The following is a 21,197-nucleotide window of genomic DNA, read 5'->3' as shown; positions in this document are numbered from 1 at the left end:
CTAGGGCCGCCCAGACACGAACGGCCCAGTCCGATCCCCGGGCGGACCGTTTTCCGCGCGAGGCTCTCCAGGGTTCGGCTTGTGGAAACCCGCTGCTCCCTAAAGCCGCGCCTCGGAGAAGGGAACGCTGGGCAGACGCCCAGCGTGCCATCCCTCGGTGGAACGCACAACGGGGGTGTGGCCACGGCCGTCGGTGAGGACGGCACGGACGGTGGCGCCGACAACCCAAAGTCCAACGAGCAGGATGATGATGAGCAGTTCCATGGTGTTTCCCTCGGATGAGTGTTGGTGCTGATTGGTGAAATCAGTGTGTTCGGCGGGCGTGTGAACAAGCGTGTGAGGCACCGCAGACAGCGAATAGCCGCGGCGGTACCATGAGCCGTATGGCCGAGACGTGGATCCGGCTCCTCGGTCCGCCGCGGATCGAGTCCCCTGGCGCAAGTCCTCCACAGCCCCGCGGCCGCAAGGCATGGGCTGTGCTGGCCTACCTCGCCCTGCAGGCTGGGGGCACTGGACGGTCGAGGACCGCCGGGCTGCTTTTTCCCGATGCTGCCGATCCGCTCGGTGCGCTGCGCTGGAACCTGTCGGAGCTGCGGCGCACCCTCGACGGCGTGACGATGGCGGGTGATCCGCTCCGGCTTGAGATGCGCCCGCCGTGGCGCTGCGACGCTGTGGAACTCGTCGGGCCGGGGCCGGTCCCCCGCCCTGACCCGTACAGCCTGAACGGCCAGCTGCTCGAGGGGCTGTCCTTCGTCGATTGCCCGGTTTTCGACTCCTGGTTGGCGGATCAGCGCTACCGGCTGGAGAACTGCGCGCAGTCCGTGCTGTACGAGTCGTCAGTGTCCGCCATGGCTTCGGGCGATCCGCGGCAGGCTGTGGAACTGGCCTCCCGGGCGCTGCAGCGGGACCCGTTCCACACTGATTGCAACGCGGTGCTGGTCCGGGCGCTGGTGGCGATTGGTGAGCACCGGCATGCGCGCGAGCATGTGAGCAAGTGCGCCACCCTTTACCGCGACGAACTGGGCCTCCCGCTGCCACCCGAAATCCGCACGGCGCTGTCCGGCGCGGCACCTGAGACCGACCCGGGGATTCCCGCCACGGTGGCTACCGTCCGGTCCTATCTCGACGCCGGCGGCGCCTCACTCTCGGCCGGCGCCGTGGACCGGGGGCTGGATCAGCTGCGGCTCGCCGTCGTCCTGGCCCAGCGCACGCCGGACCGGCACCTCCTCGCCGAGTCGCTGGTCACGCTCGCCGGGGCGATGATCCACCAGGCGGGCGGCCGCGGCGCGGAAGTAGCGGACTTCCTGCACCGGGCGCTGACGGCCGAATCGCCGTCGGCCGTGGCTCCGAGGGCTGTGGCGCCGTCGGAAAAGTACGACGGCGGGTCCCCGACAGCGGCAGCCGCTTACCGCGAGCTGGGGTACCTGTCCGTGCAGCGCGGCGTACCGGACCGGGCGGCCGGCTGGCTGGACCGGGCCAGTGCGGCCGCCGCCGGGTTCCCCGACGAGCAGGCACGGGTCCTGGCGATTCAGGGCATGCTGGCGTCGGACACCGCACGCTATGGGGATGCGATGGATGCGTTGACCGCGTCCGGGAAGCTGGCCCGGGAGATGCGGAACCGCCGGCAGCAGGCGTTCAGCAGCGCGCTCCTGGGCCGGGTCCTGCTGCTGCGTGGCGAGCTGGACCTGGCGGCCGAGACCCTGGACCACGCCCTGGAATGGATTGCCGCCGAACACTGGACAGCGTTTGAGCCGTTCGTGGCCGGAGTACGCGGCGAAACGTACCTGGCGGCCGGCGACCTCGAGGCTGCCGCCGAAATGATCGACCGCTCGTGGGTGATGGCGGACCTGGCCGGGGACCACTGCTACATGGCCCTCGCCGCGGGGGCCGAAGCGCGCCTGTTCCTGGCGCACGGCGACCTCGCCGCGGCGCAGCACTGGGTGGACAGAGGGATGGAGCCCAAGCCCTGGTATCTCTGGTATTCGGCCCGGCTGCTGGATGTCGCGGCGGAAGTGGCTCTCGCGGCACGGTCTGAGCGGGCGGAAGAAGTGGTCGGGCGTCTCGGGGCACTTGCCAGCCGGAGCGGAATGCGCGAATTCGTAGTCCGGGCCCAGTCCCACCGCGCCGTGCTCGGTGACGAGACCGCTGCCCAGACCGTCCCCTGGCTGGCGAAGGAAGTCGAAAACCCCGCACTGACCGCGTTCCTGGCTGCGCGCGGCCAGCTCTAACAGCCGGTGGTTGAGCCTGTCGAAACCTGGCTCGCGTTGATTTCGACAGGCCCAATCTGCGGCGGCTGGCTCAATCAGCACACCCGGGTTAACAAAAAGCAGGGCCCGTCCGGAGACGGGCCCTGCTCAGAAACCTTGCGGTCCCAGGTTATCTAGGAAATTAGATGGCCTGGATGTTGACGGCCTGGGGACCCTTGGGGCCCTGCTCGGTTTCGAAGGAGACCTTCTGGTTCTCTTCGAGGGAGCGGAAGCCGGAGGAGTTGATCGCGGAGTAGTGCGCGAAAACGTCCTGCGAGGAGTCGTCCGGGGAAATGAAGCCGAAGCCCTTTTCAGCGTTAAACCATTTGACGGTGCCAGTAGCCATTATTTTTGTCCTTCGTGAAGGTGGAGGAAAAGTCCCGACTTTCGGGTCCTCCGGCGTGGGGTGTTCAAAACCGCTACTTCAGAAGAACGCGGACTTTCGACCGCGCGTACTGCCTGAACTACCAAATACAAACACAACAACGGTCTCCACTCTACACGAGATCCAGCCGGCACCTCGCCAAACTTGCAGGAACAACCATTCGAGCCGGCGCAGAGCCGCCGCAGCGCAGGAGCCCCCGGCTGAGCAGGCAGTGAGGACGGCTCCCAGACAGGCGGCGGCGAGGAGCATCTGAGGGCTGGCCCGCGCTCCGGCCGGCCTGGTCAGCACGACGGTGGCCGGGGCCGCCGGGCGGGCGTATGATCCCGGCATGGGACGGCACTGAGCCGCGCCCATGACATGCTGCCTGAGCCCTGCTACCCGGAGGTGCACCGATGGAAATGCCCAAAGCGTCCGAGGCTGACAAGGAACACTTCCGGGCCGTGGTTCCCGACCATCCCGGGGTGGTCATCAAGCCGATGTTCGGGAACCTGGGGGCGTTCGTCAACGGCAACATGTTCGCCGGGCTATTCGGGCCGACCATCGGCATCAAGCTCTCCGATGAGGACCGCGAAGTGCTCGAGTCCTCGGAGCGGACGGTTCCCTTCGGCCCCGCAGAGCGTCCCATGGGCGGGTACACAGGCCTGCCGGAGATGTGGAACGAAGAGGGCGACGGCGACGAGGCGCGGGCCCGGGCCTGGACGGAGAAGGCGTTCGCGTACGTCGCCAGCCTGCCGCCCAAGGCCGCCAAGGAACCCAAACCCAGGGCCGCGAAGAAGTAGCCATGTCCCCGCCTGCCGCCCCCGCACGAGAGGTCGACACCCTGGTCATCGGGGCGGGGCAGGCCGGCCTGGCCACGAGCTACTGGCTCAGCCGGGCCGGCGTCGAACACCAGGTGCTGGAGCAGCGCCCGGAACTGGGCGGCGCGTGGCAGGACCGCTGGGACTCGTTCTACCTGAACACGCCGAACTTCGCTTTCCTGCTGCCTGGCATGACGTACGACGGGCCCGAGCCTGACGCGTTCCTGCCCCGGGATCAGGTGATCGAGCTGTTCCGGGACTACGCCCGGCGGATCGCGGCACCGGTGCGGCTGGGGACCGAGGTCACCCGGGTTGCCCGGGCTGGCGGGCCGACGGCGGACGGCGGGTTCGCCGTCGACACAAACCAGGGGCGCTGGCTGGCACGGAACGTCGTGTTGGCGAACGGGGCCTATCAGCGGCCGCGGATTCCGGCGTCGGCCGCCAAACTCCCCCAGCGCATTACCCAGCTGCACAGCCACGACTACCGCAACCCGCCGCAGCTGCCCGGCGGCGCGGTGCTGGTGGTGGGGACCGGGCAGTCGGGCGGCCAGATCACCGAGGACCTGCTCGCCGCCGGCCGGGAGGTGCACCTGTCCGTGTCGGCCTGCCCCGAGGCGCCGCGGCGCTACCGGGGCCAGGACACGTTCTACTGGCTGCTGCAGGTCAACCTGCACGGGCCGGACTACGGCATCAACGGCCTGCAGGCTGCGCAGCTCCCGTCGCCCGCCGCACGCTTCATGTGCAATCCGCTGGTCTCCGGCAACGACGGCGGGCACAGCATCCGGCTGCGGGACCTGGGCCGCCGGGGCGTCCGCCTGCACGGCCACTTTGAGGAAACGGACGACGGCGTAATCACCTTCAGCGACGACCTCGCCGCCCGCATGGCGCTGGTGGAATCGGCGTTCGGGCAGCGGATGAAGGTGATGTTTGACGCGTACATCGCCGCGGCGGGCCTCGAGGCGCCTGTTGCTGAACCTGTGCCGGTGGATGACTGGCAGCTTCCTTCCTCCGGGGCGCGCCTGGACCTGGACGCCGAGGGCATCACCTCCGTCATCTGGAGCACCGGCTACGGCCTGGACTTCGGCTTCCTGGACATTCCCGTGCTCGACGAGTGGAACTACCCGCGCCATTCCCGGGGAGTCACGGAGGTTCCGGGGCTTTATGCGGTCGGGCTCCCGTGGCTCACCAAGCACGCTTCGTCCACGGTGGCGGCGGTGGGGATGGATGCCGAGTACGTGGTGGGGCACCTCGCCGGGCGGTGAACCACCGGAGCCGCTGGTTGAGCTTGTCGAAACCGAGCCCGCCGGCTGAGCCCGTCGAAACCAGCCGGACCTTGCCCGCCGCTCCCCCGGGTTCTAAAATTAATTAAGTTAGCTTTAGAAGGCCACGGGAGGTTGAGATGGACTGGCAGGGCTGGGCTCTGTTCGGGCTGCTTGCCACCACAGCCCTGACCGCGGTGATGATCGCCTTCCAGATGGCCGGCTGGACCCGGCTCGACCTGCCGCTGGTCCTGGGCAGCCTCGTCACGCCGGATCCCGACAGGGCGCGGATCGCCGGCTTCTTCATCCACTTGGCCGCGGGGCAGGTCTTCGCCCTTGGCTACGCGGCGGTCTTTGCGCTGCTGGGCCGGGCCACCTGGTGGATCGGCGCCCTGCTCGGACTCCTGCACGTTGCGGTTGCACTCACCGTCATTCTGCCCCTGCTGCCCGGCATCCATCCCCGAATGGCCAGCACCAGAGCCGGGCCCGCCAGCCGCGCGGCGCTTGAACCGCCGGGCCTGCTGGGCCTGAACTACGGGATCCAGACGCCGGCGGTGGCCGTGGCGGCCCACCTGGTCTACGGCTCGCTGCTTGGGCTGCTGCTCACGGTCAACTGACGCTTCCGCCCGGGAGAACGTACGCGAGAGAAGGTGAACGGGAATATGGAAGCCATGCACTCCCCCGCCCTTGCCGACTACGGGCTGCTGGGAGATACGCGGACCGCTGCCCTGGTCTCGGCCGACGGCGGCATCGACTGGCTCTGCGCTCCCACCTTCGACGGCGATCCCGTCTTCGGTGCCCTGCTCGGAGGCCCGGAAGCGGGCACCTTCCGCGCCGGCCCCGCCCTGCCCGCCGAGCGCCTCATCCGTCGCTACCGTCGGCACACCGCCACGCTCGAGACGGTCTGGGCCACGAACGGCGGCACCCTGACCCTCACCGAAGCAATGGTGGCGGAGGTGTCGGGCCGCCTGCTGCCCACGACTCTCCTGATCCGGCGGCTGGAGGCCGACGGCGTCCCGGTTCAGGCCGCCGTCGAACTTAACCCCCGCTTCGGCGAGCGCCACCTCCGTCCCCGGGTCCGGCAGGGACAGCACCTGGTGTGCGAATGGGGTGCCCTGGCCATGTCGCTCGGCTGCAGCGGCGGGGTGCGCGTGGAGCCGGGTACGACGACGGTTATCACCGTCGAGCCCGGCCGTCCCGTTGTGATGGTGCTCGCCCTGGCGTACACGGAACCGCTGGTCTGGGTCGATCCCGAGACCGCCTGGGACCTGGTGGAGGCCGACGAGGCCCGCTGGCGCGAGTGGACATCGGGCATCAGCGGGGACGTCCCGTTCCGGGAGCCTGTGCTGCGGAGCCTGCTGACGCTGAAGCTGCTGACCTATTCGCCGTCGGGCGCACCGGTGGCTGCGCCGACGACGTCCCTGCCCGAGGATCCGGGCGGCATCCGGAACTGGGACTACAGGTACGCCTGGCCGCGGGATGCCAGCATCGGCATCGCCGCCTTCCTTGGCCTGGGCAAGGACGGCGAGGCACTGAACTTCCTGAACTGGCTGCTGCATGCGAGCAGGCTGCAGCGGCCCCGGCTGCCGGCCCTGCTGACCCTGACCGGAGGGCATGTCCCGCGCGAGCGCACTTTGGAGAACTGGCCGGGCTACGGGGACAGCGCTCCGGTGCGGATGGGCAACGGGGCCTCGCACCAGCATCAGCTCGACGGCTACGGCTGGGTCCTGGACGCCGCATGGAACCTCGTCCGGCAGGGGCATCGGCTCAATTCGGAAACATGGCGGGCGATGCGCGGGTTCACGGACCTCGTGGCGCGGCGCTGGCCGGAACCGGACGCCGGCATCTGGGAGATCCGCGCGGACGCCGCGCACCACGTGCATTCGAAGATCATGGGCTGGCTTGCCCTGGACCGGGCCCTGCGCATCGCCGGGAGCCATCACATCAGTGCCCGGCGGCGGCGCCGGTGGGAAGCGGCGAGGAGCGCTGTGGCCGCCGACATCCGGATGCGGGGCTTCGATACTGCTCGGAACACGTACACCCGCTCGTATGGATCCGCCGACCTCGACTCGGCGCTGCTGATCCTGCCCGTGACCGGCTTCGAGTCGCCGGGCTCTGCACGGCTGCGGGGCACGGTCGATGCCGTGCGGGCGGAGCTCTCGGCAGGCTACCCGTTCCTGTACCGCTACCCGCCGGGACAGGACGGGCTGCCCGGGGACGAGGGTGCGTTCCTGCCGTGCTCCTTCTGGCTGGCGCAGGCCCTCGCCCTCACGGGACGGGCAGCGGAGGCGGCGGAGATGTTTGAGGCGCTTCTTGGAGTCGCCGGCCCGCTGGGCCTGTTCAGCGAGGAAATCGATCCCGCCACCGGCGCGCTGCTTGGAAACTACCCGCAGGCGATGACGCATGCCGCGCTGGTCCAGGCAGCGCTGGCCCTCCGCGACGCATCGCAGGTTGAGCCCGTCGAAACCCCGCCGGGTGAGCCCTGGGGAAACCAATCCCGGTTCAGCCCTCCTGCCCCGAACAGGCGGTGAAGACGTTCTTCGCGACGGTCATGGCCGACATGGCCTTGGGCCAGCCGGCGTAGAAGGCGAGGTGCGTGATGGCCTCGGTCAGTTCCCCTTCGGTAAGGCCGTTCTTCCTGGCGAAGTCGAGGTGAAAGTTCAGCTGCTCGGCGTTCCCGCCGGCGACCAGCGCCGCGACCGTGATGAGGCTGCGGTCGCGTTTGGAAAGCTCCGGGCGCTCCCAGACCTCGTCGAAGAGGACGCGGTCGGTGTAGTGCACCAGGCCAGGAGCGAAATCGCCGAAGGCGCGCTGGCCGCCCGTCCAGCCCGCTGTCTCGTCAGTCATGGGTGTTCCTTTCAGTGGGTCGAATGGCACAAGTCAACGCCCTCGGCCCGCCCGTGCGGGAGATTCTGCCGATACGGGTACTGACAGAGACTCCCTGCGCAGGGGATGTGAAAGTAGCGTGGTCGGCATGGACAACCGCAGCGAGATCCGTGAGTTCCTCGGCACCCGGCGGGCGAAGCTCAGCCCGGAGCAGACAGGCCTGCCCTCGTTCGGTGGCACCCGGCGCGTCCCAGGGCTGCGCCGCGAAGAGGTCGCGCTGCTGGCCGGAGTCTCGGTCGAGTACTACACCAAGCTCGAATGCGGCTCACTTGCCGGGGTCTCGGAAAGCGTGCTCGAGTCGCTCGCCAGGGCGCTCCAGCTGAACGAGGCCGAACGGGAGCACCTCTACAACCTGGCCCGCGCGGCGTCACCTTCGGCGCGGCCGCGGCGCAAGCCCAGCGAGGGTGTGACTCCCAGCATTCAGAGGCTGTTGGACTCCATGGTCGGCGTGCCCGCGTTCGTCCGCAACGGCCGGCTGGACGTCCTGGCGATCAACGGCCTTGGGCGTGCCCTGTACTCCGAGGCGTACGGACAGAACACCGGAACCGTGAACCTCGCACGTTTCGCCTTCCTCGACCACCGCTCGCACGGCCTGTACCCCGACTGGGAGAAGGCGGCCGACACCTCGGTCGCGATCCTCCACACCGAGGCGGGCCGTGACCCGTTCAACAAGTCCCTTACCGAGCTGATCTGGGAGCTGTCCACCTGTTCGGAGGACTTCCGCATGCGGTGGGCACGGCACGATGTGCGCCTCCACCGGGGAGGCTACAAGGATTTCCGCCACCCGGCCGTCGGAGACCTGCACCTGGCGTTCGACGCCCTGATGCTCCCGAACGCGCCCGGGCTCACGCTCACCGCCTACAGCGCCGACCCCGGCACCCCGTCGGAGGACGGCCTTCGGCTGCTCGCCAGCTGGGCGGCGACAGAATCGACTTCCATAACCAGCAAGGAGAACGCATGAACATCGAACCCACCAACCCCACCGGCAAGAATCCGCCCGAGCAGTTCGCCGGCGATGTGTGGCTGGACCCCATCGCGCTTCCCCACGAAGGCGACCAGCGCATGGTGGTCGCGACCGTGCGGTTCGCCCCCGGTGCCCGCACCGCCTGGCACTCCCACGCCCGCGGACAGTACCTCCGCGTCACCCAGGGCGTCGCCCGGTTCGGTGGCCGCGACGGCACCATCATCGAGGTCCACCCCGGCCAGACCCTGTACACCCCGCCCGGCGAAGAGCACTGGCACGCTGCCGCGCCCGGCTGCTTCATGGAGCACATCGCCATGCTGGAGAACGGTGACGACCCCGCCACAACCACCATCTGGCTGGAGCACATCACCGACGACGAGTACAACGGCACCCAGCCCTGATCCCCCAGTCCGGGATCGCTTCCCTCAGCCGGCGCCGCGGCGGGCCGTTACATCTGTGAGCAGCGGATGGCGCCCCGGCTTCCGTCAGGTCTCCGCTCCGGCTGCATTTCCCTCAGCCGCAGCGGTCGCGTCAAGCGGAACATAGTCGCCGTGCCGGTGGACGATTTTCCACTCTCCGCTTTCGCGGCGGTAGACGTGGGTGACGCGGAGCTTCGTGGACTGGGGCGGACCGCCGTCGACCCTTAGGGCAGCGCGCTCGAACCCGACGGTGTATGCAAGGTCCCCGCTGGCTCCGGCGGCGAGCAGCTCGAAACTGTAGGCGGTGCAATTCGAGAACCGTGACGCCACCCAGCGGAACGTCTGGCTGACGGCGTCCCATCCCACGTTGGACATGCCCATCGCGCCCAATAGGGTGACAGGATCGGAGCGTGACCACAGAGCCATTCTCGGCTCCACATCGCCGTTGTGGATCGCCGTTTCCGCTGCTATCTGTCGGTCCAGCATGGTGGTCAGGAAATCGTCGAGTTCGCTCATGTCCGTCTCCTTCGCCGATCAAGGCGTCGCGTCGCGCCCATAGGGGCTTTGCCGTCAGAGTGGCAGTTCCCAAGTACGGCGTCAACGGTGCAGGAAGACCCGGCCAGGATCCTGATCTTGATCCAGTCGCGCCAGACGGTCAACGCCCCATTTGGGTTGAATCGCAGGCCAGGCCGGCAAGGTTTTCCCAACGCGTGCGGCTGACACTGGCGTCGTTGTATCCCAGGTCTTTGCGGCTCCGAGGGGGATAACGGACTCGCGGCTGTCGGCCGCGGGTCCGCTGTATGTGAATACATAGGATCCCAATGTCTGGAGGAGACAATGACGTCTCGCAGGGAAGTACTGAAACTGGGTGCGGTGGGCGCTGCCCTGACCGGAGTGTTGGCCGGCGGCGCTGAGCCGGCGGCGACCACAGAACCTATAAGCCGCAGTCAGCTTGCACCCCAGAACACGCCAGTCCCGTTCAGGGGTGTCTTCCGGCGTCCCCCGGAGCTCGTTCCGTTTCAGCGGGGGTTCGATGGCGGCGACCCGCGGCGGCCGTTCGAGCGCTACGCCCTCACCCAGAAACTTGGACAGGCCCGCATCTTGCCTGGCCTGTCCACCATCCTGGCCGGGTACAACGGAATCTTCCCGGGTCCCACCATCCGGGCCAAGCAGGGCACCAGGATCGAGGTCCGGATCCGCAACGCCTTCCCGGCGGCCGGCCTGGTCCAGCCGGGGGCCTTCAGCACCTCCACGCACCTGCACGGCTCGGCGTCCCTGCCCCAATACGACGGGTACGCCAACGACATCACCGTTACCGGCTTTTCAAGAATTACCGCTATCCCAACAGGCAGACGGCGCGGACACTTTGGTACCACGACCACAAGCACCACATCACCGCCCAGAATGTTTATTCGGGACTGGCAGGGTTCTACCCGTTGTCGGACCGTTTTGAGCGGGCGCAGCTGCCGCAAGGGGAGTTCGACGTGCCGTTGATGCTTTCCGACGTACTGTTCCAAGCGGACGGCTCGCTCGCCTACAACGACAACGGCGAAAAAGGGCTGTGGGGCGACATCATCCTGGTCAACGGGGTGCCCTGGCCCACCATGAAGGTTAAGCCACGCATTTACCGTTTCCGCGTGCTCGACGCGTCGATCGCACGCTCCTACCGGCCCACGCTCTCCAACGGTGAACCCGTCTACATCGTGGGCACCGATGCTGGCATTACGCCGCTGGTCCAGGCAGTGTCCTCCTGGCGACTGGGCACTGCGGAGCGCACCGAAATCCTTATCGACTTCCGCAAGTACAAGCCCGGGCAGACCCTCGACCTGCGCAACCTCAGCAACAAGAACAACATCGACTTTCCCAACACCAACAAGATCATGCGATTCCAGGTGGTCGCCGATTCCGGCTCCGGGACGGGGTCCATCTCCTCTATCCCGTCAAGGCTAGACAACGGAGGGTCGCCCAGGGCGGCCCAGGGCGGCATCGACACGATGAGCCTGACCCCGCAGATGGCCACGGTTAAGAGGCAGCTCAGGTTCGAGCGCCAGAACGGCCTCTGGACCATCAACGGGGTTATTTGGGACGACATTGAAAGGTCCGGGTTCACCAAGCTGTTCGGCAACCCGCAGCCTTTCGCCGTCGAGCAGTGGACCATCACGAACCAGTCCGGAGGATGGTTCCACCCGGTGCACATCCACCTGGTTGACGCCAAAATCATCGCCCGCAACACCAACGGCGGCAAACCCTTCGCCTGGGAGCTCGGCCCGAAGGACGTGTTCTACGCCGGCGAGAACGAGTCCATCACCACGCTGATGCAGTTCGACGCCACCCCGCAGGAGGGCGGGCGGTACATGATCCACTGCCACAACCTGGTGCACGAGGACCACGACATGATGGTTCAGTACGCTGTGGCTGACCTGCGGACCAACAACCCCATCACCGCCGACCCGCCCAAGCACGACACCCTGCCCGCGACCGCCTTCCCACCGGTGTACCGGCCGCTGTTCCCGGCAGGGACGTGAGATGGGTCCATGACCGAGGCCCCGAGTTTTTGGGCAGATATCGCGGCACGAATCGCGCCAAACGCGCACTATCTGGGCAAAAACTCGGGGCGGGGTTCAGTAGCGCGCGGGTTCAGTCGACGAGCACCGGCGGTTCCACACGCTCCGGGGACTCGACGCGCTCCGGAGTCTTGGCGGAACGGTGGTGCAGCCAGTTCGCTACCGCCAGGAGCGCCACGAGGCCGAAGGTGCTCAGGAGCTGGGGACGGGAATCCTCGCCGATGAAGCCGACAGTGAAGATGGCCGCGAGAATGAGCAGGCCCAGGCCCGTGAGCCACGGGAAGCCGGGCATCCGCAGCGGCAGGGTGGTTCCATCACGGTCCGCGCGGAGACGCAGTGCAAGTTGAGCGAGGAGCGCCGACGTCCAGACCAGCAGGCAGGTCGAGCCAACAATGTTGAGCAGGACGGGCAGGACCATCTCGGGGAAGGCCAGCTCCAGCACAACCGTGACAACACCGAAGGCGACGCTGGCCAGGACTGCGACGACCGGGACCTGGGCCTTGGAGACGGAAGCCAACAAATGGGGAGCCTCACCCCGCTCAGCCAGGGAGTACGCCATCCGGGAGGCGCCGTAGAGGTTGGCGTTGAGGGCGGAGAGCAGTGCCGCTACGGCTACCAGGGTGATGGCAGTCGCAGCACCGGGCATGCCCGCGGCCTCCAGCACGGCAGCGAACGGGCTCTTCAGCCCCGCCGAACCCACGGGAACCACGGCAGCGATGACGAAGATTGCGCCGATGTAGAACACCAGGATGCGCCACAGCACTGTGCGGACTGCCTTCTTCACGCTGCGGGCCGGCTCCGCGGTCTCGGCTGCCGCCACGGACACGATCTCGGTGCCGCCGAACGCAAATGCCACCACGAAAAGTGCCGTGGCAATCCCGGCGAAGCCGTGCGGAGCGACATCGCCTCCGGTGAAGTTGGCCAGGCCCGGCGACTGCACGCCCGGCAGCCAGCCGAAGAGCAGGGCGGCGCCCACCAGGAGGAACCCGACGATGGCTGCCACCTTGAGCAGGGCGAACCAGAACTCGAACTCGCCGAAGTTCTTCACGCTGGTGAGGTTCACGGCGGTGAGCACCACGATGAACACGAAGGCCGTCAGCCACACCGGCAGGGCCGGGAAGATGGTGGACAGCAGGCCTGCCGCACCGAGCGCTTCGGCGGCGATGACCACCACGAGCTGCAGCCACCAGAGCCAGCCCACCGTGGCACCGGCCACCGGCCCGTAGGCCTTGGCGGTGTAGACGGAGAAGGCACCGCTGTCCGGGTTGGCGGCGGCCATCTCGCCGAGGGCCCACATCACCAGGATGATGAGCGTGCCGGCCACGAGGTAGGAGATCAGCACGGCCGGCCCGGCGGCCTGGATGCCGGCACCGGAGCCGATGAAGAGGCCCGCGCCGATGGCGCTTCCGAGCCCCATCATGGTGAGCTGGCGGGGTTTGAGTGCCGCGCCCAGTGCGCGGCCAGACGTCATTGTCTGTTGTTCCATGGGGAGTCCTCTGGTTGTCTGTCGAACGGGAAAAGATCGAACGGGAAAAGGTGGAACGGGTGGGGTTTTTCAGGCAGCGTGGGCTGCCAGGACGGCTTCCATAACGTGGAACACGCGGTCGTTGGAAGCGGGATCGGCAACGGTGATCCGGATGCCGTCGCCCTGGTAGGCGCGGACTAGGATGTCCGCCTGGTCGAAGGCGGCCACGAGCCTAGCCGTGAGGTCGTCGTCTGTCCGGATCCACAGGAAGTTGCCCTGGCTTGGCTGCAGCGTCCAGCCCTGGGCCGCCAGCCGTGCGGCCAACCGCGAGCGCTCTTTCTGGACGACGGCGACCCTCGCCTGCATCTCGCCGGCCGCGTCCAGCGAAGCGACGGCAGCCTTCTGGGCCAGGGCCGTCACCGCAAACGGGATGGCGGTCCGGCGCAGTCCCTCCGCGATGTCCGGCGCGGCCACTGCGTATCCCACGCGCAGGCCGGCGAGTCCGTAGGCCTTCGAGAAGGTGCGGAGGATGCACACGTTCGGGTATTCACGGTAGAGCGCCAGGGAGTCGGGCCCGCTGCCCGCCTCGGCGTATTCCACGTAGGCCTCGTCGATCACCACGAGGATGTCGGAGCGGACGGAGCGGAGGAACGCGTCGATGCGGTCATGGCTGATCGGGACACCCGTCGGGTTGTTGGGAGTGCAGAGCAGGATCGCCTTGGTCCGTTCGGTGACGGCTGCGGCCATGGCGTCGAGGTCGTGGCCCTCGGCGTCGTCCAGCGGAACGCGGACGGGCCGGGCACCTGCCAACTCCACCAGGATGGGGTAGGCCTCGAACGAGCGCCACGCGAAGATCACTTCATCTCCGGCGTCGCACAGCCCGGTGATGATTTGCTGGAGAACACCGACGCTGCCGGGTCCCACCGCGATCTCGGCGGCGGTGACAGCAAGGTGGCCGGCGATCCGTTCGCGGAGTTCGACGGCGGCCATGTCCGGGTAGCGGTTCATCCTGCCGGCCGCTTCGGCCACTGCGGCTGCGGCCGCGGGCAGGGGTTCGTAGTGGCTTTCGTTGCTGGCGAGTGCTGCGATGTCCGCGCCGGCGCTGCGCCGGCCCGGGACATAGGACGGCAGGCCGGAGACTGCTGCACGCAGGGTGGGGTGCGCGGTTTCCGTTGCCATCAGAATTTGATCACTGGTCATGAGGCTTGATCATGGAAGTGACCCGGGCCACATTGCAAGATACGCTTAACCCCTTGGGATTTCTGCTCAACTTCTATCGTCTGTGGTGAAAATATGACCATCCCGAATCCCCGCACCTTCGATTCCCTGGACGCCAGGATCATCCTCGCCCTCGACAAGGACCCGGAAGCCAGCGCCCTGGCTCTTTCCCGGACGCTCGGCGTCGCACGGAACACCGTGCACGCACGCCTGACGAAGCTTGAGAGCGGCGGCGCCCTGCGGTCCTTCAGCCGGAGACTGAACCCGGCGGCGCTCGGCTACGGCTTGCTGGCTTTCCTCTCCCTGGCCATCAGCCAGGCCCGCGCGAAATCGATCGAGAGCGGGCTCGCTGCGATCCCGGAGGTCATCGAGGTCCACGCCACCACCGGAGACGCGGACCTCATGGCCAAAGTGGTGGCCCGGGACACGGCCGATCTCTACCGCATCACCAACGAGATCCTGGAAATCGACGGAATCCAGCGGACCAGCACGGCCATCTCTGTAGTGGAGCTCATGCCGCCCCGCTACGACGGACTGCTGGACCGTCTGTCACAGCAGGAGAACCGCCTGCCCGGCTAAGGCTGCAGTGATGACCGCCACACTGGTCATATTTTCACTCAACGCGCGACCTAGCTGACAAAAATCCCAGCAAAAACCCGGGCTCTTGCCTACCGATGAGCTACATCCGACGATTCCTGCATGACTTCACTTACAGTGTCCGGACGCGTGGCGCAGGTTCTCAGCAGCTATGTCAGCGATGTGTTCGGTGTGATGGGCAACGGAAACGTCCACTTCCTGGACGCCGCCGAGAAGGAGGGCCTCCGCTTCACGGCCGTGCGCCATGAAGGTGCCGCCATCGCGGCCGCGGACGCCTACTACCGGACATCCGGGCGGCTCGCGGCGGGGACCACCACCTACGGCCCCGGTTACACCAACGCCCTGACGGCCCTCGCGGAAGCGGTCCAGGCGCAGATCCCCGTCGTGCTCGTCACCGGGGACGCCCCGAGCAGCGGCGCACGTCCGTGGGACGTGGACCAGACGGCGATCGCCGCCGGGCTGGGGGCGGCGACCTTCACGGTCACCCGTGACGCCGCGGGCTCCATCACGCAGGAAGCGGTGGAGTACGCACTTGCCCGGCGGACCGCCGTCGTGATCGCCATTCCGTACGACCTGGCGGCTGTTGAGGCGGCGGAGGAGGAGCTTCCCGTGCCGCCGGCGGCGGCTGCCGTTACGGACGACGTCGACGGCGGACTCGGGCGGGCAGCCGAACTCCTCACCGGCGCGAAGCGGCCGCTCATCCTTGCCGGCCGCGGTGCGCACCTGGCCGGAGCCGGCCCCGAACTCCGGGAGCTCGCCGACCGCCTCGGCGCGCTCACGGCGGGGACGGCACTGGCGCTGAACCTGCTGCAGGGCGAGGGCTACCTCGGCGTCGCGGGCGGCTTCGGCACGGATACCGCAGCCGGGCTCATGGGCGAGGCGGACGTGGTGCTCGTGGCGGGCGCGAGCCTGACTCCCTTCACCATGCGCTTCGGCCACCTGATCAGCCCGGACGCCACCGTGATCCAGATCGATACAGCCATGGAGCCGACGCACCCGCGGGTGGACCTGTTCGTCGGTGCGGACGTGAAGGCCGCAGCAGGCGGGCTCCTCCGGCTGCTGGATCCTGCCGCTCCGTCCGAGGCCGCCGCATCGAAGGCCGCCGCACCGAAGGCATGGCGCGCGGAAGCCCTCAAGCGTCTGGCCGAAGGACCCTGCCACCACCCCGGCAGCGCGGAGACCCCCGACGGCCGCCTTGACCCCCGGGCGCTTGCCAGCGCGCTGGATGCCGTGCTGCCGGAACGCCGCACCGTGGTCCAGGACGGCGGGCACTTCATGGGCTGGGCACCCATGTACTGGCGCATCCCACGCCCTCAGGACCTGGTCATGGTGGGTACCGCCTACCAGACGATCGGGCTTGGACTGGCCAGCGGCGTGGGGGCCGCCCGGGCGGTGGACGACGGCAACACCCTGGTACTGACCGCGGGCGACGGCGGATTCCTGATGGGCCTGTCCGACCTGGAGTCGCTCGTGGGCGCGGCGAGCAGCGCCGTCGTCGTGATCTATAACGACGCCGCCTACGGGGCCGAGATCCATCAGTACGGCTCGCAGGGCCTGACCGAAAAGCCCATGCTGATTCCCGAGGTGGACTTCAGCGGGATAGCCCGCGCGATCGGTGCCGAATCCGCAATCATCCGCACCCTGGAGGACCTCTCCGCGCTCCAGGACTGGATCGACGCCGGCGCCAAGGGCACTTTCGTGGCCGACTGCCGCATCACCTCCAGCGTCCGGGCACCGTGGATGACCGAATGGATGAAGGCAAAGGAAACTGCTGCGAAGGCGACTGTCGCCAGCTGAGGTCCGGACCGCCACTGGCATCGACCGGCTCTGGTATCGATCGGCGTGCAGGCGTAGCGTCGGTTTGAGCAGGCGGCCGCCGGAGGATCCGCCCGGCCCTGTGCGGCGCTGAGCCGTGGAAGTCGGTCCTTTGAAGGAGCAGGGATGGCTGGATGGAATGCTGACACGGCTGCAGGTTCGGCGGGGCCCGGCGCGGTCACTCTGGTGGAGGGCTCATCATTCTGCATCTCCGGGTCGAACGGGGACATCAGCCCGGAGTATCCGCATGGGGTGTTCTTTGAGGACACCCGTATCCTGTCCGGCTGGCATCTGACCGTCAACGGAGCCCCCTTGGAGCCGCTCGCGGCCAAGACCAAGGAACCGTATCGGGGCCTGTTTGCCGGCCGCGTCCCGCGTCCGGACGGCCACGCGGACAGCCCGCTAATTGTTGAACGCCTCCGCGAGGTGGGCACCGGAATCCTGGAGCAGATCACCGTCAGGAACTACGCGACGGTCCCCGCCGAATGCGTGGTCTCCCTCAAAGTCGACGCGGACTTCGCGGACCTTTTCGAGGTGAAGGAGGCTCGCGTCCAGCGGCGCTGGGACGAGTCCCGCCAAGCGGACGGTGACGCGCTGACCATCCGGGCCGTCTGGCAGGACATCCGGAAGGGCGTCGTCGTGTCAGCCATTGGCGCAGACGCCACACCGGAGGCCCTGACGTTCCACGCCGTTGTCCCGCCGCATGGAGAATGGAGCGCCACCGTCAGCGCGGTGCCCACCGCAGACATGTCCGGTTCCGCGGCGCCCTTTGTCCGTACCGACGAGGGCGGGCTGTCTCCGCGCGACCTCCGAAGGCAGGAGTGGGTGTCAAAGATCCCGATGCTCCGCATGGGCAACCGCTCCATCGAGCGGACGCTCCGCCGCAGCTATGACGATCTGGGGGCACTCCGCATCGAGGATCCCGACCACCCGGACCGGATCGTGGTGGCCGCCGGCGCGCCCTGGTTCATGGCGCTGTTCGGCCGGGACTCCCTGTGGGCATCTTTGATGGCGCTGCCGGTGGATCCGTCCCTGGCCTTCGGCACCATCCAGACCCTCGCCGAGCGCCAGGGCAGCGTGGTGGATGTGATGAGCGAGGAGGAACCGGGGAAGATCCTGCACGAGGTCCGGCTCGATGTCTCCAGCGGCCTGGCCCTGGGCGGCAAGTCCGCCTACTACGGCAGCGTCGACGCCACACCTCTGTTCGTGGCCCTGTTCGGGGAAGTCAGCCGCTGGGGATTCGCCCCGGAAACGATCTCGGCCCTGCTGCCGCACGTGGACCGCGCGCTGGACTGGATCCGCGACTATGGCGACAAGGACGGCGACGGCTTCGTCGAGTACGAACGGCTGAATGACACCGGTCTGATCAACCAGGGCTGGAAGGACTCGTGGGACGGCATCAACTTTGCCGACGGGACTCTGGCCGAGCCCCCGATCGCACTGTGCGAGGTGCAGGCCTACGTCTACAGCGCGTACATGGCGCGGTCCTGGATAGCGTACGACGCCGGCGACGTGGCTCTGTCGGCCGAGTACCGGGAGCGCGGGGCGCAGCTAAAAAGACAGTTCAACGAGCAGTTCTGGCTGCCCGAGCGCGGCTACTATGCCATCGCCCTGGACGGCCGCAAGCGGCCGGTGGATGCCTGCGCGTCCAACATGGGGCAATGTCTGCTGTTCGGCATCGTTGATGCGGATAAGGCTCCGCTGGTGGCCGAACGGCTTATGTCCCCCGAGATGTTCAGCGGCTGGGGAGTGCGGACCTTGGCCACGAATATGGGTGCCTACAACCCCGCGAGCTACCACAACGGATCAGTCTGGCCCCACGACAATGCCATCATCGCGGCCGGCCTCCTGCGCTACGGCCTCGTCGAGCAGGCCCAGCGGATCTCCACCGCCCTGTTTGAGGCCGCCGAATACTCGGAAGGACGCTTGCCGGAACTGTTCTGCGGGTTCAGCCGGGAGCACTTCGACGAACCAGTCCCCTACCCCACGGCATGCTCGCCCCAGGCCTGGGCCGCCACCACCCCCATCCAGCTCGTGAAGGGCCTGATGGGATATTACGCCGACGTTGCCCGCGGTGGCCTCTGGATGGATCCCGTGCTCCCGGAATCCTACGGCGACCTGCACATCTCCAACGCCCCGATGGCTAACAGCCGGATCACCATCGACATTTCAGGTTCCGACGCGACTGTTCAGGGGCTGCCCGAAGGCATGCTCTTCCACCATGGGCCCCGCCCCTGGGCGTCTGATCTGGTGGAAAAGGCGAACCACGCAGGTGACCGGCCCCGCCCTGTTCCGCCAATGGGCGCTGGTTGAGCTTGTCGACCCCCGCCGGTTGAGCTTGTCGAAACCGACCCTACGGCTGGACCACACTTACGAGCTCTGACCGGCTGCCCGTCTCGAGATCCTCGGTAAGGACCAGCGACCTGACCTGGGGGCAGTAATACTTATGCTCCCGTGAATTCTTCTCGAGCGGCGTCCAGTCGTAGACCTTGACGCAGTCGGTGTACTTGGCGGTTTTCGTGGAGACGGTCTGGCCGGTGGCGAGGGTATCCCTCATGTCCTCTGCATTGCCAATGTAAAATTCCTGCCGGTAGGAATCCCCAACACGCTGCTCGGCCTTCATCCAAATCCCGGCTTTTGCCCCATCTTTTCCGTGGAGGAAGCTGCCCGCGTGGTGGATCAGAATCCCGTTCCAGTAGTTATTTACATCCTCGCCGAAGTACCACACGTCACCGTTCTTGTGTTGCGCGAGGTAGTCCCTGGTTTCCTCTACCAGCTGCCCGTTCTTGTATTCCTTGTCCAGATAGACGACCGTCTCAAAGCCGCCTATCTGCGTCTTCTCCGGCAGGATCTCAATCTCGATCCGTTCGGTGACCCCTCCTCCGGCCATGGTCTCATACGTCATTTTCTTGCCGACGGGGAGTGCAAAATATTTATTGGTGATGTTGGTGGTGAAATCTGCCGGGCTGATCTCGGGGTTGTACTCGCCTGCCCGGCTTCTTTTGATGTTGTCGTTGTAAAAAAACACTCCGCCGCCGACAACCAGCAACAGGACGAGGACGCCAAGAAAAATTTTGGTCCGTAGAGGCATGACCTTCCCACTCCTCACTGAGTAGAAATTCCTATAAAGGGTCAGGGCAACGTTGCCCATGGCCATAGCAAAAAGGTAGAGCAGTTTGCCCGGAAGCAGAACCCACCAAAATCACACTTGGGGCATGCGTGTCACTACGCCCTGGCCTGAACCAGGTTGGCGAAGGGCAGCCTTCCGTACGTGCTGATGAATTTCGCGTGATAGGCGGCTTCAGCAGCATTCACTTCAGCTGCTGCCAGTTCCTTCCACGCGATGACCAGTGATTGGGAGTCGCTGAGCTGCCAAATGAGCCGCCCGCCCCAATGGCCAACAGGCTTCCCCCGGCCGAAGTCGGCGAACTCCTGAATGCGCTTTCGGAGTCCGCGATTGCCGGTGCTGCCGGGACCTGCTTTCCCGATGTAGAGGACATCCGCGTCCTCGATCCACTCTGCCTCCAACGCGGCCTGGAGCAGGGACGGGTTCCGTTTCTTGAACCGGCCTCCAACGCTCTTCGCAAGGAATAACCGTTCGAATCCCTCGGGTTTAAGCACTACATAGATTCCGGGGGCCTGGGGAACCCGGTTGATGTCCAGCTCTTTGAACGACCGGAATCCGGAGAACCCGTCTTCTTTCAGCGTCTGTTTGTTGATCTGCAACGGGAATTCCTTAGTTCGGCGCATCATGAAAAGGCGGGGTAGCCAGCTTCGACGAAGCCAACCCAGGGCCAGATCCGCTCCAGAACATTCTGTCGCCACCATCGCCCAGATCGCTAACCGGGCCTGCCAGCGCGAGCCTGTTGAAACTACTCCGCTGGTTGAGTTCGTCAAAACCGAGCCCGCTGAAACCGAAGTACGATCTCATTCAGTGAACAGGACATCGCCTGAATCACTGTGCCGGAGTCTTGTTGGGGAGAGACCGAATGTTGGAACTAAGGCGCATCTACTGGACCCGGGCCGCCCTTCGGATGGCATATTTCGCGGCCACTGTTTGGCTCGTCGTCGCGGTCATCCTTTCCTTCCAGCCGAACACCACCCACGTGACGCTCGGCAAGACCAGCCCCTCGGTGGCCAGCATCATGCGCGAGATGTTCGACGGCATTCTGGCGGCGATCACAGCCCCGGGGCTGGTCATTGTTGCCCTGATCATCACAGTGCTCATCATCCGCTCCCGCGACGTGCGGCGCCGCGATCCCGTCCGCCGCTTCACCCGCCAGCAGCGCCGTGAAGGGATGGCCCGCGCCGGCGGCCAGTGCGAGATGGAAGCTGGCTTCCGCCGTCGTTGTTCACGTCCTGCCGAGCATGGCGACCACTTCTACCCCTGGTCCAAGGGCGGCTCCACCAGCCTGCAGAACTTCGTGGCGGCGTGCAGCAGGTGCAACCGCGCGAAAGGCGCCCAGATCCCGTCGCCCGCGCAGCAGGAAAGGCTGGAAGGACGACGGCGGACGTACGTCACGCTTGAGGTTGCGGTTGCGGTCGGCGAGCGCCAGCCCCTCCCGTAGGTGTCGGGTCGGGC

21 protein-coding genes are annotated in these 21,197 nt (G+C 66.8%); 13 read left to right on the top strand and 8 right to left on the bottom strand.

The features are described from left to right. Positions 1–99: 99 nt before the first annotated feature. Complete coding sequence (locus ABRP34_RS20110) at positions 100–264, bottom strand: hypothetical protein (RefSeq protein WP_003806109.1); 165 nt, start codon at positions 262–264, stop codon at positions 100–102. A 110-nt stretch (positions 265–374) separates the two neighbouring features. Between ABRP34_RS20110 and ABRP34_RS20105 the strand changes: the two genes are divergently transcribed. Further along, on the top strand, positions 375–2,228 hold the full coding sequence (locus ABRP34_RS20105) for a tetratricopeptide repeat protein (RefSeq protein WP_353711532.1): 1,854 nt from the start codon (positions 375–377) through the stop codon (positions 2,226–2,228). A gap of 160 nt (positions 2,229–2,388) precedes the next feature. On the opposite strand, the gene ABRP34_RS20100 is transcribed toward ABRP34_RS20105, so the two are convergent. Then, the gene (locus tag ABRP34_RS20100) at positions 2,389–2,592 is read right to left on the bottom strand and encodes a cold-shock protein (protein WP_003806113.1); all 204 of its coding nucleotides are present in this window, start codon (positions 2,590–2,592) and stop codon (positions 2,389–2,391) included. A gap of 431 nt (positions 2,593–3,023) precedes the next feature. On the opposite strand from ABRP34_RS20100, the gene ABRP34_RS20095 reads away from it, so the two are divergent. The 4 genes from ABRP34_RS20095 to ABRP34_RS20080 all read left to right on the top strand — a co-directional run bounded on the left by ABRP34_RS20095 (position 3,024) and on the right by ABRP34_RS20080 (position 7,218). Further along, on the top strand, positions 3,024–3,410 hold the full coding sequence (locus tag ABRP34_RS20095) for a TfoX/Sxy family protein (RefSeq protein WP_003806114.1): 387 nt from the start codon (positions 3,024–3,026) through the stop codon (positions 3,408–3,410). Positions 3,411–3,412: 2 nt separating this feature from the next. Continuing rightward, positions 3,413–4,690, top strand: a complete 1,278-nt coding sequence (locus tag ABRP34_RS20090) for an NAD(P)/FAD-dependent oxidoreductase (RefSeq protein WP_353711531.1) — start codon at positions 3,413–3,415, stop codon at positions 4,688–4,690. 137 nt (positions 4,691–4,827) lie between these two features. Further along, positions 4,828–5,304 carry a hypothetical protein gene (locus tag ABRP34_RS20085; protein WP_353711530.1) on the top strand — a complete coding sequence of 159 codons (477 nt, stop codon included), beginning with the start codon at positions 4,828–4,830 and terminating at the stop codon, positions 5,302–5,304. A gap of 45 nt (positions 5,305–5,349) precedes the next feature. Further along, entirely contained in the window at positions 5,350–7,218 is a 1,869-nt protein-coding gene (locus ABRP34_RS20080; RefSeq protein WP_353711529.1) for a glycoside hydrolase family 15 protein, read from the top strand. Here ABRP34_RS20080 and ABRP34_RS20075 read toward each other — a convergent pair. Then, positions 7,190–7,534: a carboxymuconolactone decarboxylase family protein gene (locus ABRP34_RS20075; protein WP_353711528.1), complete on the bottom strand. Its 345-nt coding sequence runs from the start codon at positions 7,532–7,534 to the stop codon at positions 7,190–7,192. The genes ABRP34_RS20080 and ABRP34_RS20075 overlap by 29 nt on opposite strands. Positions 7,535–7,661: 127 nt before the next feature. Here ABRP34_RS20075 and ABRP34_RS20070 point away from each other — a divergent pair, with 127 nt between their 5' ends. Continuing rightward, a complete protein-coding gene (locus ABRP34_RS20070) occupies positions 7,662–8,534 on the top strand; it encodes a helix-turn-helix transcriptional regulator (protein WP_353711527.1) in 873 nt (290 codons plus the stop codon). Continuing rightward, entirely contained in the window at positions 8,531–8,938 is a 408-nt protein-coding gene (locus ABRP34_RS20065; RefSeq protein WP_353711526.1) for a cupin domain-containing protein, read from the top strand. Before ABRP34_RS20070 ends, ABRP34_RS20065 begins: the two co-directional genes overlap by 4 nt. An 84-nt stretch (positions 8,939–9,022) precedes the next feature. Here the strand turns inward: ABRP34_RS20065 and ABRP34_RS20060 are convergent, their stop codons facing one another. Then, complete coding sequence (locus ABRP34_RS20060) at positions 9,023–9,472, bottom strand: nuclear transport factor 2 family protein (RefSeq protein ID WP_353711525.1); 450 nt, start codon at positions 9,470–9,472, stop codon at positions 9,023–9,025. A gap of 321 nt (positions 9,473–9,793) precedes the next feature. On the opposite strand from ABRP34_RS20060, the gene ABRP34_RS20055 reads away from it, so the two are divergent. After that, complete coding sequence (locus tag ABRP34_RS20055) at positions 9,794–10,450, top strand: multicopper oxidase domain-containing protein (RefSeq protein WP_353711524.1); 657 nt, start codon at positions 9,794–9,796, stop codon at positions 10,448–10,450. Beyond that, a complete protein-coding gene (locus ABRP34_RS20050) occupies positions 10,450–11,481 on the top strand; it encodes a multicopper oxidase domain-containing protein (RefSeq protein ID WP_353713422.1) in 1,032 nt (343 codons plus the stop codon). Before ABRP34_RS20055 ends, ABRP34_RS20050 begins: the two co-directional genes overlap by 1 nt. A 112-nt stretch (positions 11,482–11,593) precedes the next feature. On the opposite strand, the gene ABRP34_RS20045 is transcribed toward ABRP34_RS20050, so the two are convergent. Both ABRP34_RS20045 and hisC read right to left on the bottom strand, forming a co-directional pair. After that, positions 11,594–13,006, bottom strand: a complete 1,413-nt coding sequence (locus ABRP34_RS20045) for an amino acid permease (protein ID WP_353711523.1) — start codon at positions 13,004–13,006, stop codon at positions 11,594–11,596. A 69-nt stretch (positions 13,007–13,075) separates the two neighbouring features. Further along, positions 13,076–14,185, bottom strand: coding sequence for a histidinol-phosphate transaminase (gene hisC / locus ABRP34_RS20040; protein WP_353711522.1), 1,110 nt, complete (start codon positions 14,183–14,185; stop codon positions 13,076–13,078). 93 nt (positions 14,186–14,278) lie between these two features. Here hisC and ABRP34_RS20035 point away from each other — a divergent pair, with 93 nt between their 5' ends. The 3 genes from ABRP34_RS20035 (at position 14,279) to ABRP34_RS20025 (ending at position 18,928) form a co-directional block, all read left to right on the top strand. Then, complete coding sequence (locus ABRP34_RS20035; RefSeq protein WP_353711521.1) at positions 14,279–14,782, top strand: Lrp/AsnC family transcriptional regulator; 504 nt, start codon at positions 14,279–14,281, stop codon at positions 14,780–14,782. Positions 14,783–14,902: 120 nt separating this feature from the next. Then, positions 14,903–16,597: a thiamine pyrophosphate-binding protein gene (locus ABRP34_RS20030; protein ID WP_353711520.1), complete on the top strand. Its 1,695-nt coding sequence runs from the start codon at positions 14,903–14,905 to the stop codon at positions 16,595–16,597. A 144-nt stretch (positions 16,598–16,741) separates the two neighbouring features. Continuing rightward, the gene (locus ABRP34_RS20025; protein WP_353711519.1) at positions 16,742–18,928 is read left to right on the top strand and encodes a glycogen debranching N-terminal domain-containing protein; all 2,187 of its coding nucleotides are present in this window, start codon (positions 16,742–16,744) and stop codon (positions 18,926–18,928) included. Between the two features lie 40 nt (positions 18,929–18,968). Here the strand turns inward: ABRP34_RS20025 and ABRP34_RS20020 are convergent, their stop codons facing one another. Then, on the bottom strand, positions 18,969–19,766 hold the full coding sequence (locus ABRP34_RS20020; RefSeq protein WP_353711518.1) for a hypothetical protein: 798 nt from the start codon (positions 19,764–19,766) through the stop codon (positions 18,969–18,971). 74 nt (positions 19,767–19,840) lie between these two features. Then, entirely contained in the window at positions 19,841–20,341 is a 501-nt protein-coding gene (locus tag ABRP34_RS20015; RefSeq protein ID WP_353711517.1) for a hypothetical protein, read from the bottom strand. Between the two features lie 263 nt (positions 20,342–20,604). On the opposite strand from ABRP34_RS20015, the gene ABRP34_RS20010 reads away from it, so the two are divergent. Next, positions 20,605–21,183: an HNH endonuclease signature motif containing protein gene (locus ABRP34_RS20010; RefSeq protein WP_353711516.1), complete on the top strand. Its 579-nt coding sequence runs from the start codon at positions 20,605–20,607 to the stop codon at positions 21,181–21,183. Positions 21,184–21,197: the final 14 nt, after the last annotated feature.

The sequence above is a fragment of the Arthrobacter sp. K5 genome (genome assembly GCF_040448525.1).
Taxonomy (GTDB): domain Bacteria; phylum Actinomycetota; class Actinomycetes; order Actinomycetales; family Micrococcaceae; genus Arthrobacter; species Arthrobacter globiformis.
This window is presented reverse-complemented; position numbering and strand designations above follow the sequence as displayed.

What these genes read in the sequence shown, in the direction of transcription:
- ABRP34_RS20030 (WP_353711520.1), top strand. Translation starts at nt 14,903, where the DNA reads ATGACTTCACTTACAGTGTCCGGACGCGTGGCGCAGGTTCTCAGCAGC.
- ABRP34_RS20100 (WP_003806113.1), bottom strand. Translation starts at nt 2,592, where the DNA reads ATGGCTACTGGCACCGTCAAATGGTTTAACGCTGAAAAGGGCTTCGGC.
- ABRP34_RS20065 (WP_353711526.1), top strand. Translation starts at nt 8,531, where the DNA reads ATGAACATCGAACCCACCAACCCCACCGGCAAGAATCCGCCCGAGCAG.
- ABRP34_RS20075 (WP_353711528.1), bottom strand. Translation starts at nt 7,534, where the DNA reads ATGACTGACGAGACAGCGGGCTGGACGGGCGGCCAGCGCGCCTTCGGC.
- ABRP34_RS20025 (WP_353711519.1), top strand. Translation starts at nt 16,742, where the DNA reads ATGGCTGGATGGAATGCTGACACGGCTGCAGGTTCGGCGGGGCCCGGC.
- ABRP34_RS20035 (WP_353711521.1), top strand. Translation starts at nt 14,279, where the DNA reads ATGACCATCCCGAATCCCCGCACCTTCGATTCCCTGGACGCCAGGATC.
- ABRP34_RS20020 (WP_353711518.1), bottom strand. Translation starts at nt 19,766, where the DNA reads ATGGGCAACGTTGCCCTGACCCTTTATAGGAATTTCTACTCAGTGAGG.
- ABRP34_RS20095 (WP_003806114.1), top strand. Translation starts at nt 3,024, where the DNA reads ATGGAAATGCCCAAAGCGTCCGAGGCTGACAAGGAACACTTCCGGGCC.
- ABRP34_RS20070 (WP_353711527.1), top strand. Translation starts at nt 7,662, where the DNA reads ATGGACAACCGCAGCGAGATCCGTGAGTTCCTCGGCACCCGGCGGGCG.
- ABRP34_RS20010 (WP_353711516.1), top strand. Translation starts at nt 20,605, where the DNA reads ATGTTGGAACTAAGGCGCATCTACTGGACCCGGGCCGCCCTTCGGATG.
- ABRP34_RS20090 (WP_353711531.1), top strand. Translation starts at nt 3,413, where the DNA reads ATGTCCCCGCCTGCCGCCCCCGCACGAGAGGTCGACACCCTGGTCATC.
- ABRP34_RS20060 (WP_353711525.1), bottom strand. Translation starts at nt 9,472, where the DNA reads ATGAGCGAACTCGACGATTTCCTGACCACCATGCTGGACCGACAGATA.
- hisC (WP_353711522.1), bottom strand. Translation starts at nt 14,185, where the DNA reads ATGACCAGTGATCAAATTCTGATGGCAACGGAAACCGCGCACCCCACC.
- ABRP34_RS20050 (WP_353713422.1), top strand. Translation starts at nt 10,450, where the DNA reads ATGCTTTCCGACGTACTGTTCCAAGCGGACGGCTCGCTCGCCTACAAC.
- ABRP34_RS20110 (WP_003806109.1), bottom strand. Translation starts at nt 264, where the DNA reads ATGGAACTGCTCATCATCATCCTGCTCGTTGGACTTTGGGTTGTCGGC.
- ABRP34_RS20055 (WP_353711524.1), top strand. Translation starts at nt 9,794, where the DNA reads ATGACGTCTCGCAGGGAAGTACTGAAACTGGGTGCGGTGGGCGCTGCC.
- ABRP34_RS20080 (WP_353711529.1), top strand. Translation starts at nt 5,350, where the DNA reads ATGGAAGCCATGCACTCCCCCGCCCTTGCCGACTACGGGCTGCTGGGA.
- ABRP34_RS20105 (WP_353711532.1), top strand. Translation starts at nt 375, where the DNA reads ATGAGCCGTATGGCCGAGACGTGGATCCGGCTCCTCGGTCCGCCGCGG.
- ABRP34_RS20085 (WP_353711530.1), top strand. Translation starts at nt 4,828, where the DNA reads ATGGACTGGCAGGGCTGGGCTCTGTTCGGGCTGCTTGCCACCACAGCC.
- ABRP34_RS20045 (WP_353711523.1), bottom strand. Translation starts at nt 13,006, where the DNA reads ATGGAACAACAGACAATGACGTCTGGCCGCGCACTGGGCGCGGCACTC.